This window comes from Paenarthrobacter nitroguajacolicus (genome assembly GCF_007786235.1).
Classification (GTDB): Bacteria; Actinomycetota; Actinomycetes; order Actinomycetales; family Micrococcaceae; genus Arthrobacter; species Arthrobacter nitroguajacolicus_A.
The window spans coordinates 64195-74163 of record NZ_VNFK01000010.1; the positions used below are offsets into that span (position 1 = coordinate 64195).

The window sequence follows — 9969 nt, forward strand, 5'->3', positions numbered from 1 at the left end:
CGTATGTGGTTGACCCAAGGAAGGTAGTTCTGTGAGCCAGACGTCAGATTCTTGTCTTGATAAGTGGATGGGCCGGGAGGCTCTCGCCGAGGCCATGATTCCGGTGATCGGCCGGTTGTACCGGGAAAACAACGTGGTCACCAGCATCCACGGCCGCAGCCTGATCAACAAGTCCACCATGAACATCCTCAAGGCACACCGCTTTGCGCGCCGAATGAGCAACCATGAGCTCCTGCTCGAAGAAACCGCACCCCTGCTGAACGCCTTGTCCGAGCTGGAACTCGGCGCTGCAGCCATTGATATTGCACGCTTGACGGAGAAGTTCCGGGCCGAAGGCAATGGAGCCTCGCTGGACGAATACCTGCGTGCCGAGCTCGCCGAGATCGTCGGAAAGCGTGGCGCTGACGACCGCACCAGCACCGACGTCGTGCTGTACGGCTTTGGCCGTATCGGCCGCCTCCTGGCCCGCATCCTGATTGAAAAGGCCGGCGGCGGTCACGGTTTGCGCCTCCGTGCAATTGTGGTTCGCAAGGGTGCTGACAACGACCTCGTCAAGCGCGCCAGCCTGCTGCGCAGGGACTCCGTGCACGGATCCTTCGAAGGCACCATCCGGGTGGACGAGGAAGCCAACACCATCACCGCCAACGGCGTGCAGGTCCAGGTCATCTACTCGGACAACCCCGCCACCGTGGACTACACGGCCTACGGCATCAAGGATGCCTTGGTAGTGGACAACACCGGCCGCTGGCGCGATGCCGATGGCCTCGCCCAGCACCTGCAAAGCAAGGGTGTTGCCCGCGTCCTGCTCACGGCACCGGGCAAGGGCGAACTCAAGAACATCGTTCACGGCATCAACCACCGCGACATCTCGGACGACGACAAGATCGTTACCGCGGCATCCTGCACCACCAACGCCATCACGCCGGTGCTGAAGGCCATCAACGACAAGTTCGGCATCATCCACGGCCACGTGGAAACGGTTCACTCGTTCACCAACGACCAGAACCTGATCGACAACTTCCACAAGGGCGACCGCCGTGGCCGTTCCGCTGCGCTGAACATGGTCATCACGGAAACGGGTGCTGCCAAGGCTGTTGCCAAGGCCCTCCCCGAACTCCAGGGCAAGCTGACGGGTAACGCCATCCGCGTTCCTACCCCTGATGTCTCCATGGCAATCCTGAACCTCAACCTGGAGAAGGGGACCACGCGTGACGAAGTCAACGACTTCCTCCGCGAAATGTCGTTGCACTCCGATCTCCGCAAGCAGATCGACTACATCGACTCGCCGGATGTCGTTTCCACCGACTTCGTAGGCTCGCGCCGCGCAGGCATCGTGGATGGCCTCGCGACCATCTCCAACGACAAGAACCTCGTGCTCTACGTCTGGTACGACAACGAGTTCGGCTACTCCTGCCAGGTTGTCCGCGTCATGGAGGAAATGGCAGGCGTCAATCCGCCGTCGTTCCCTGCGCGCGACGTCGTGGCACCCATCGCAGTCCTTGAGACTGCCGGCGCCTAGCCGCTCGAAGTATTCGTGGGTTTCCCGGCTGAGTTACTGGTATCAGCCGGGAAACCTGACCAAAATGGGTCCATGGAAAACGAATCAACGTTGGAACATGAGACCACGCTGGAACACGCTCTGGACGTAGCCAAAGCCAACCACAAACAAGCGCAGAAACTCCTGGACCAGGCCATCGCAGCCAACGCTGCCGGCGACGTCCCCGACCAGCGCGTCGAACAATTGCGTGGGCTCCTCGCCCTGGCAACCGAGGACCTGCAACGAGTGATGCGGGAGCAGTAAACCCGAGCATTCACCCATGACCGCAGTGTGACTTTTCCTACACACTGTGGATACCGGCTCTGACTGTCAGAGCCTTGCCATACGCTCAAAGGACACTGCCTGCACCACCGGATGGAGTCCCTTGAGCATCACTTGGTCTGCCTATAAACGTGCCCGGCGAAGGTCGCGCCAAGCATGGGCCATTCTCGGCCTCGCGGCCGCCACTGTCGTGGCGGGGCTGTCATGGTTCTTCACCACCGGACAATTCAATGCTGCTGAGCCATGGGTATCGGGCCCCAGTGAAGCCCCCGTCTACAATCCCGCGTGGATGAAGCCCATCAGCGGAGCAGCCCCCGTTGCCGCCGAGAAGGCAAGCGAGGCCCTGGAGCACCTCCCGGTCAAGGGCAGGGCTCCGAAAACCGACTACGACCGGGCGGCGTTTGGCCAGGCATGGGCGGACGCTGATCGCAATGGTTGCGATACCAGGAACGACATCCTGCGCAGGGACCTCTCAGCGGTCGAGTTCACCCAGGGCTCATCCTGCAAAGTGGCCGCAGGAGAATTCCACGAACCGTACACCGGGGCGCACCTGGCGTTTCTACGGGGACAAGACACCAGTGCCGCCGTTCAAATCGACCACGTAGTGGCCCTCGCTGACGCTTGGCAGAAGGGTGCACAGCAGCTCAGCGCGCAGCAAAGGCAGACCCTTGCGAACGATCCTTTGAATCTGATCGCTGTTGATGGTCCTGCGAACGTCAAGAAGGGCGCAGGTGACGCCGCAACGTGGCTGCCGTCGAACAAGAACTTCCGGTGCCACTACGTAGCCCGGCAGATTTCGGTAAAGGCAGCCTACAAACTCTGGATCACCCAAGCGGAGAAGGACGCCATGAAGGGCGTCTTATCCGCCTGCCCGGAACAGCAGACGATCTACAACGCGAGGTGACCGTGGCCCAATTGCCAAGTGCCGCCGTCGTCGATTCTTTCCAGAACCACGCGCTGAAGTGAGGTATCACGCGGGAGTTTGTTCAGATCCTGAAGCCCTCGTTGGCGGAACGTGAAGTACACGGCATCGGTGGGCGCATCGGTGCAACGATCCAAGGTGAAGCGTTTGGCGAAGGAAGCGATGTTGCTGCCCGGAAGGCGCGACACCAAATACGGGTCGAGCATCCAGGAGTCGCACGTAGCCACCGCAACCGGCTTGTCCGGAAAGTAGCGTGGGAAGAAGGTGCGTGCCTCTGCGAAGCTGGCATCGACCAGGGCAGGGGAGAGACCGCCGTCCTCCGGAATGTGCACGCCCAGCACCCACTCTTCGGCGGTGTGGGTAGCCTGTCCGGCTTCTTGGGGAGCGCGGACCAGGTGGAACTGCAGCCTGCCGAGTCGGAACAGGTTTCCGGCCATGTGCAGAGTGAGCCAACTCCAGGTATCCAGCCCAAAGCGCCCGTGGACGCGTCGGTTAATGCGGAGCTGCAGCCCCACATCGGCCAGTGAAGCCGCTGACACTGCCGGACTGATCCCGAGTTCCACATGGTAGGCGTGGGCGGACGGGGCAAACCGCAGGAGTGCCTCGATCCATTCCGTCTCGCTGGCGCCGTCTGCGGGTAGGCTTTCGGACGAACAGGACCCAAGCCTCTCCCGCATGGCCCTCATTGCCCGCAGTACGGGCTCACTTGGCGGAGTGTCCAGCAGGGCGGCGCATTCCAGTGCGTCCTCATCGGTGATATCCAGAAGTTCGAAAAGCGCCCTGTGGGCATGAGTGGCCATGGGCTAGTGTCCGAAGGGATCGGGATCGACACCGGGCATCCAGGTCAGTCCAGGTACGCCCCAGCCGTTCCTTTTGGCCTGCTTGAGGGCCTTTTTGGCGTACTTGTCCACCAGTCGGTTGACGTAGAGCTTGCCATCCAAATGGTCGAATTCATGTTGCAGGATTCGGGCGAACCAGCCGGTCGCTTCAAAATCAACGGGGTTGCCGTTGCCATCGAAGCCTTGGACGCGCGTCCACTCAGCTCGTTGCAAAGGGTAGTACTCTCCGGGGAAGGACAGGCAGCCTTCAACATCCTCGTCGGGATCCGGAAGGGCTCCCGAGACCTTGGAGAGGGTGAGCACGGGGTTGACCACCACGCCCTGTTCCGGAACGTCGTCGTCATTGGCGTACTTGTAGATAAAGATCCGCTTGCCCACGCCGATCTGCGGGGCTGCGAGGCCCACTCCGTTCGCGGCGTCATTCGTCTCGAACATATCAGCGATCAGGGCGCGGAGTTCGTCGTCGAAGACATCGACTTCGCTTGCCCGGCGGTGCAAAACAGGTTCGCCCCAAATGGTGACTGGCAGGACGGTCATGTCAGTTCTTCCTTTTGTTGATCGCAACGGTCCGGTGCGGCCTTGACCGCTACCCGGGTTAAAAGCAAAGGCCGCACCGGATAACCGGTGCGGCCTTTGTGGAAACCGGCTCTGGAGCCAATCTCGGTGGGGTGAGCTACGGGGGTTGAACCCGCGACCTCCTGGACCACAACCAGGCGCTCTGCCAACTGAGCTAAGCCCACCATGTGCCTTTTTTGGCTAGTCCGTTTGACCGGCTTTCCTCGAAGGCAACGACAAATAGCTTACCTGCTGTTTTGGGGTGCAAAGTCCACTTTTGCCGGTTTTGGCAAAAAAACCTTCAAAAATGGCGCAGATCACACCGTTTCGCTGGATCCCAAGGTCTCGGCGGTAGCGATGATGTCCTTGGAGATGCGCTGGGCAGTGGCCGTGTCCGGCCCGGGAGCGGCCACGAAAACGGCTTCCCGGTAATAGCGGAGCTCATCGATGGAGTCTTTGATGTCACCCAACGCCCGGTGACCGCCGTGCTTTGCCGGTGACTGGAAGTAAGCGCGGGGGAACCAGCGCCGTGAGAGCTCCTTGATGGTGCTCACATCAATGACGCGGTAGTGGAGGTGCTCCACGATGTTTGGCATGTCCCTGGCCAGGAACATGCGGTCCGTTCCCACTGAATTGCCGCCCAGGGGAGCCTTGCGAGGATCCGGAACCCATTTCTCGATGTACTCAAGGACTTGGGCCTCAGCCTCGGCCATGGTTTTGCCGAGAGGGAGTTCGTCAAGGAGCTTGGAGCGTGTATGCATGTCGCGCACGAAGTCGTTCATTTGTTCCAGTGCGGCATCGTCCGGCTTGATGACGACGTCGACGCCGTCACCCAGGATGTTGAGTTCGGAATCCGTGACCAGCGCTGCCACCTCGATGAGGGCATCGTTCTTCAGGTCCAAGCCGGTCATTTCGCAATCGATCCAGACGATGCGTTCATTAGTAATAGGCACGCGCCTAGCCTATCCTTCAGGCGCTTCCAAGTGCTCCGATGGTACGATTTTTGAGCGCGGCAGTGTCGTTTCCACCTGCCGTGGAAAGCCCCCATGACTCAGAATTTCTGACCCGAACAGAGCGGGCGAACGATTGGACAACGACCACATGACGGTGCCAGCACCCGCCGCCCAGATGGCAGGGGTGGCGGCGCCGTCGCCGGATTCTGCTGCCAGCGAGGTGGATAACGCGCGCTCGCCGTTGATCGCCGGATTCATCGGTTCGATGTTCCTGATGTTTGGTTCGCTGGGCGTGGGATGGCTTGCCCCGGCCTCGGAGTTGCGGCGGCTCCCGCTGTTCATTTGGATGCGCACCGAAGGTGTTGGCGTCGCGCTGTCCATTGTCCTGCTGGCCATTGGTGGAATGCTCTTGGTCCGGGCCTGGCTCCGTCTCGGACAGAGGGTCAGGGTGTGGGGGCCGGAGGCCCGGAAGGCTACGTTGCAGGCCGTGGCGGCCTGGGGACTGCCCATGATGTTCTCGGTTCCCCTCTTCAGCAGGGACGTCTACGCATATATCGGCCAGGGCCGGTTGATGGTTGAGGGCATTAACCCTTACGAAAACGGAATATCGGCCCTGCCCAACTATTTCCAATTGGGTGCGGACAAGCAGTGGACCGAAGCCCCAGTGCCCTACGGGCAACTGTTCCTGTGGATTGAACAGTTTGTGGTGTGGGTGACCAACGTCCAGCCGGAAGCAAGCGTTATGCTTTTCCGTCTTGTCGCGGCGGTGGGTGTGGTTTTGTGCATCGTGTACGTGCCGAAGCTGGCCGAACTCCACGGTGTGAACCCACACAGGGCACTCTGGCTCACTGCCGCCAACCCGCTCTTCCTGACCAACTTCATCGCCAGCGTCCACAACGATGCTTTGATGATTGGCTTGGCGCTGGCGGGCCTTTACTACTGCGCAACCCGTCGGGTCATCCTCGGCATCATATTGGTCACCCTTTCCATCTCGGTCAAGCCCATCACCGTGGTCTTCCTGCCTTTCATCGGTCTTCTGTGGGCGGGCAAGGGTGCTTCGTGGCCCCGCAGGTTTGTTTTTTGGTTCTTCACGGCTGCGTTGAGCCTGGGACTCCTCTATGCCTTGAGCTTGGTTAACGGGTTCGGTTTTGGGTGGATCAAGGGCCTGTCAGCGCCCGGAAGTGTTGCTATCTGGTACGCGCCTGTTGGCTTGATCGGCTTGGCTGTCGCATCAATCTCCAACGTTCTGGGGCTTGACGGTGGGGTCATCGCGAAGTGGGTCTATGACGCGGGTAAAGTCCTGATGGTGGCTGCTCTCGCCTGGCTGATTTTCCGGGGTGACTACGACCGTCTGATGCGGCGCCTTACGCTGGCATTCGCTGCCATTGTCTTGCTGGCACCGATGATTCAGTCCTGGTATGTCGTGTGGTTGATTCCGTTGTTTGCCGTGACCGGAATCCGCAACGACTGGCAGGTCAAGGCACTTTACTTTGTGGTCTCGTTCTTCATGGTTTACGCCATCTCGGACCAACTGGACGTGTTCCCGTATCTGCAAAGTGAAGATCTGGGCCTGGCCCTGCTGCTGGCCCGCATCGCAGCGGCAGTCATCGCGATCTTCTTCGCGGTCTATTTGATCTTCATTGACCCCAAAACGAAGAGCCTGTTCCGCAACCGCGACGAACCAGGGTTGCGGCCCATCATCTGAGCGCCGGCAACCGGTTCACTTGGGCAGGATCAACCGCAAAGCCTCCCGCAGGGACAATGGGCTCAAGGCATCCGCGTTGTCTGCAGCGTAAGCCCGGACCCATTCCGGGTCCGTTTTGCCGTACTCCCGAAGGGCCCAGCCAATGGCCTTGCGGATGAAAAATTCCTTGTCCGGCAGGTTCGGTTGAATAACCGCTGCCAGCAAGGCGGGGTCGGTCTTGGTCTTGGCTCCCAACTGTGCAGTGATGGACGCCCTGCGAACCCACATATCGTGGTCGGTGGACCACTGGAACAGCAGGGGAGCCATATTGTCGTGATGGGCAAGCAGCAGAGCGCAGATCCTGTGTGATACCCCGTCCACGAGGTCCCACCACGCACCCGTGCGGATGATCTCCTCATAGACGGGCAGCATGTCCAAGTCTGTCTTGACCATCCGCAGGCCCGTGAGGTCAATGGCTGCGTACCGCTCCTCGCGGGCCTCCGCCTGGCGCCATAGGGAGAGAACGGCCTGTCTCAGATCCGCCGGTGAAGAAACCGGGAATTCTTTTGCAGCCGCTTTCACAATTCTGCGTACCTCGGGAACTCGGATGCCCCAGGAGGGCATATCGGACTTCATGTAGGCCTGGGCCCCGCGCGCACGCTCAGCGTTCCCTTCGGAGCGAAGCGTGGCACGGATGGATTGGACGAGATCCTCGGTAGTCACGTCTTAACTCCAGGGCTGGGCCATGACGGACGCGTGTGGGCTGCCTCCACCTGGCTGTCCTCGCGCCTGCCAAAGGGCCGCCGTAGAGTAGGAGTGCCGGCAAAGCGATGCCCCGGTGCCAGACCCAACTCCCATTGCATGCCCCGCTACGGAGGAATTCCGATGTCAATGCTGAAATCGCCGGATCAAATAGCGATAATGCGGGAGGCTGGCCGGGTAGTTGCCAATGCCCTGGCAGCCGTGAGGCAACACGCTGCCGTGGGCGTCACGCTCAAGGAACTCGACGACGTGGCGGCCGCGGTGATGTCCGACGCCGGAGCCAAGCCCGCCTTCCTCGACTACCATCCTCGATGGGCCGCCGTGCCTTTTCCCGGTGTGATCTGTGCCAGTGTCAATGATGCCGTGGTGCACGGAATCCCCAATGGGTACGTCCTGGAAGACGGCGATCTACTCAGCGTTGACTGCGGCGCCTTCATGGAAGGTTGGTGCGGGGACGCGGCAGTCAGCTTCATTGTAGGAACGCCGGACCCTGTAGACCAGGAACTGATCGACGCGACGGAGGCCGCACTGGGCCGGGGCATCGAGGCGGCCCGCACGGGCAACAAGATGGGCGACCTTGCCTACGCTATCGGCGGCGAGGCAAAGCGTGCCGGATACGGCCTCTTGGCCGATCATGGCGGGCATGGTATCGGCAGGACGATGCACGCAGAGCCCCCTGTCCCCAATATGGGGAGGCCGGGTCGAGGCATCAAACTCGAGGAAGGGCTGGTCATCGCCATCGAGCCAATGTTGATCCTTGGCGGCAAGGACGATTACTACCACGATGAGGACGAGTGGACCCTGCGGTCTGCGAACGGACGCAGGGCTGCCCATAGCGAACACACGGTAGCCGTCACCGCCGAAGGCCCGATGATCCTGACCTTGCCCTAGGGGATGCTCCAGCCTTTTCAAGGCGTACAACCGGCCTCCCCGGCACGGACTCGGACGCCGGCGAAAACCCGGCAGCAGTAAAAAGCGAAAGTGTGCCGTGGTACAAATCCGCGGCCGTTGCCTTGGCCCTGACTTCTGTGTCGACCGGGTAAGCCTCAATGACCTGCGCGCCGTTGTCGAAAGCATGGTCCACCGCCGCAGCAAGCAAAGCGGCGGACACACCTCTGCGCCTCTGGCTTGGGGCGACCACGAAGCAACTCACGGCCCAAAGGTTGACGCTATCCTCGGGCCTGGGATATTCGGCCCTCAGGACTTGGGATCTCTTGAGCCGGGGGTAATTGATCCGTGGTTCTACTGCACACCAACCAATTGGATGGCCGTCCCGGAATGCGAGAACTCCTGGTGCCGGACCAGTTGTGAAGGCTGTCTTCAGTAGCTGTTTACGATCATCCGGAGATGTGGAGGACCAGTCTTTGCCGGAAAGGGCGAACCACCGGCACCAGCACCGGGAGGGTTCGCCCTTGGTTCCGAACAATTCTTCAACAGCTGCCCAAGAGGCGGGAGCAGTCTCAACACTCGACGTTGCATCGTGGTGTGCCATGAACCCAGAATAGGCTCATCCCCGGGGTTGGTTTTGAAGCTGGTGGCGGCCCGGCTGGCTGTTCAAGCGCCGGCACCCACGAGTTCACCCGTGGTGGTGTCGACCATGAGGGTACCGGTGCCGTCCTCTTCCAGCCCGGTCGTCACGGATTCGTGTTCCGGGGGAACCTGTTCGTCTTCGTCATCCGACTCCCACCCCGGGCTGTCCTCATGGGCGCTGACTGTCTCGACGGGTGGTGCGGACCCGGCTGGAGCTGATGTGCCGTTCATACGCGTGAAGTTAGCGGAGCCGCACATAAGATCGTGCCCAACGGACTCTGCGTCGATTTCCGCCACGTGGTAAACGCGGCCTTCATGCTCCCATTGCCGGAGGCGGAGTTTGCCAACGACGATGACCCGTTGCCCCTTCTTGACGCTGCACCCAACGTGCCCGGCCAGGTAGCGAAATGATTGCACTGTGTACCAGTTTGTGTTCCCATCCACCCAGGTATTGCTGGCGCGGTCGTAGCGGCGTTCGGTAGTGCCCAAACGGAATGAAGCGGTGGACGTGCCGCGCGTAGTTGTGGAGCTCTTGACCTCCGAGGCCACGAAGCCCCGGACGGTGATCATGTCGTTCATGGGTGGTCCTTCTCGGTGTAGGGAAGTGCCTGTCCGGCTCCTTCAGCTTCGTCCAACGAAGTCGGGGAAGGGAGCGATGAATCCGGCTATGTGGATAACGCAGCCCTACCGACTCGCTGTGGAGGAGCGGACACAGCCGGTGTGGGATGGCGGACCGCTGGCTGATCGCACTGTAAACTCTTTGTGGCGCCAGCGGCCTGCGATGGTGATGGCGCCAAGTGCGCCCCAGTAGCTCAGGGGATAGAGCAGCGGCCTTCTAATCCGCCGGTCGGGGGTTCGATTCCCTCCTGGGGCACAGTTAATCCCCCTTGGAACCGTCCAAGGGG

Annotated in this window: 11 protein-coding genes and 2 tRNA genes; 6 read left to right on the forward strand and 7 right to left on the reverse strand. The window is 60.9% G+C overall.

The window, feature by feature from the left end:
• Positions 1–31 precede the first annotated feature (31 nt).
• From FQP90_RS13835 to FQP90_RS13845, 3 genes are all read left to right on the forward strand, one after another.
• Positions 32–1519, forward strand: a complete 1488-nt coding sequence (locus tag FQP90_RS13835; protein ID WP_144651434.1) for a glyceraldehyde-3-phosphate dehydrogenase — start codon at positions 32–34, stop codon at positions 1517–1519.
• Between the two features lie 72 nt (positions 1520–1591).
• Positions 1592–1801, forward strand: a complete 210-nt coding sequence (locus FQP90_RS13840) for a hypothetical protein (RefSeq protein WP_017200613.1) — start codon at positions 1592–1594, stop codon at positions 1799–1801.
• 121 nt (positions 1802–1922) lie between these two features.
• Complete coding sequence (locus FQP90_RS13845) at positions 1923–2723, forward strand: HNH endonuclease family protein (RefSeq protein ID WP_144651435.1); 801 nt, start codon at positions 1923–1925, stop codon at positions 2721–2723.
• Here the strand turns inward: FQP90_RS13845 and FQP90_RS13850 are convergent.
• From FQP90_RS13850 to orn, 4 genes are all read right to left on the reverse strand, one after another.
• Positions 2708–3541, reverse strand: a complete 834-nt coding sequence (locus tag FQP90_RS13850; protein WP_144651437.1) for an acyltransferase domain-containing protein — start codon at positions 3539–3541, stop codon at positions 2708–2710. The two genes, FQP90_RS13845 and FQP90_RS13850, sit on opposite strands and share 16 nt — an antisense overlap.
• Positions 3542–3544: 3 nt before the next feature.
• Positions 3545–4117, reverse strand: a complete 573-nt coding sequence (gene def, locus FQP90_RS13855; protein WP_144651439.1) for a peptide deformylase — start codon at positions 4115–4117, stop codon at positions 3545–3547.
• 127 nt (positions 4118–4244) lie between these two features.
• Positions 4245–4320 (reverse strand) — tRNA-His (locus FQP90_RS13860).
• A gap of 132 nt (positions 4321–4452) precedes the next feature.
• Positions 4453–5088 (reverse strand): oligoribonuclease, encoded by a 636-nt coding sequence (gene orn / locus FQP90_RS13865; protein ID WP_144651441.1) that lies wholly within the window; start codon positions 5086–5088, stop codon positions 4453–4455.
• 148 nt (positions 5089–5236) lie between these two features.
• On the opposite strand from orn, the gene mptB reads away from it, so the two are divergent.
• Positions 5237–6793, forward strand: a complete 1557-nt coding sequence (gene mptB / locus FQP90_RS13870) for a polyprenol phosphomannose-dependent alpha 1,6 mannosyltransferase MptB (protein WP_208760009.1) — start codon at positions 5237–5239, stop codon at positions 6791–6793.
• A 15-nt stretch (positions 6794–6808) separates the two neighbouring features.
• Here the strand turns inward: mptB and FQP90_RS13875 are convergent, their stop codons facing one another.
• On the reverse strand, positions 6809–7495 hold the full coding sequence (locus FQP90_RS13875) for a DNA alkylation repair protein (RefSeq protein ID WP_144651443.1): 687 nt from the start codon (positions 7493–7495) through the stop codon (positions 6809–6811).
• A 162-nt stretch (positions 7496–7657) separates the two neighbouring features.
• Between FQP90_RS13875 and map the strand changes: the two genes are divergently transcribed.
• Positions 7658–8425: a type I methionyl aminopeptidase gene (gene map / locus FQP90_RS13880; RefSeq protein ID WP_144651445.1), complete on the forward strand. Its 768-nt coding sequence runs from the start codon at positions 7658–7660 to the stop codon at positions 8423–8425.
• On the opposite strand, the gene FQP90_RS13885 is transcribed toward map, so the two are convergent.
• Both FQP90_RS13885 and FQP90_RS13890 read right to left on the reverse strand, forming a co-directional pair.
• Positions 8388–9026 carry a GNAT family N-acetyltransferase gene (locus tag FQP90_RS13885; protein WP_144651447.1) on the reverse strand — a complete coding sequence of 213 codons (639 nt, stop codon included), beginning with the start codon at positions 9024–9026 and terminating at the stop codon, positions 8388–8390. The two genes, map and FQP90_RS13885, sit on opposite strands and share 38 nt — an antisense overlap.
• Before the next feature lie 62 nt (positions 9027–9088).
• Positions 9089–9643: a single-stranded DNA-binding protein gene (locus tag FQP90_RS13890; protein WP_144651449.1), complete on the reverse strand. Its 555-nt coding sequence runs from the start codon at positions 9641–9643 to the stop codon at positions 9089–9091.
• Positions 9644–9865: 222 nt separating this feature from the next.
• On the opposite strand from FQP90_RS13890, the gene FQP90_RS13895 reads away from it, so the two are divergent.
• Positions 9866–9938, forward strand: a tRNA-Arg gene (locus tag FQP90_RS13895).
• Positions 9939–9969: the final 31 nt, after the last annotated feature.

Excerpts from the sequence above, each read along its gene's own strand:
- FQP90_RS13840 (WP_017200613.1), top strand. The coding sequence starts at position 1,592 with ATGGAAAACGAATCAACGTTGGAACATGAGACCACGCTGGAACACGCT.
- FQP90_RS13850 (WP_144651437.1), bottom strand. The coding sequence starts at position 3,541 with ATGGCCACTCATGCCCACAGGGCGCTTTTCGAACTTCTGGATATCACC.
- def (WP_144651439.1), bottom strand. The coding sequence starts at position 4,117 with ATGACCGTCCTGCCAGTCACCATTTGGGGCGAACCTGTTTTGCACCGC.
- mptB (WP_208760009.1), top strand. The coding sequence starts at position 5,237 with ATGACGGTGCCAGCACCCGCCGCCCAGATGGCAGGGGTGGCGGCGCCG.
- map (WP_144651445.1), top strand. The coding sequence starts at position 7,658 with ATGTCAATGCTGAAATCGCCGGATCAAATAGCGATAATGCGGGAGGCT.
- FQP90_RS13885 (WP_144651447.1), bottom strand. The coding sequence starts at position 9,026 with ATGGCACACCACGATGCAACGTCGAGTGTTGAGACTGCTCCCGCCTCT.
- FQP90_RS13890 (WP_144651449.1), bottom strand. The coding sequence starts at position 9,643 with ATGAACGACATGATCACCGTCCGGGGCTTCGTGGCCTCGGAGGTCAAG.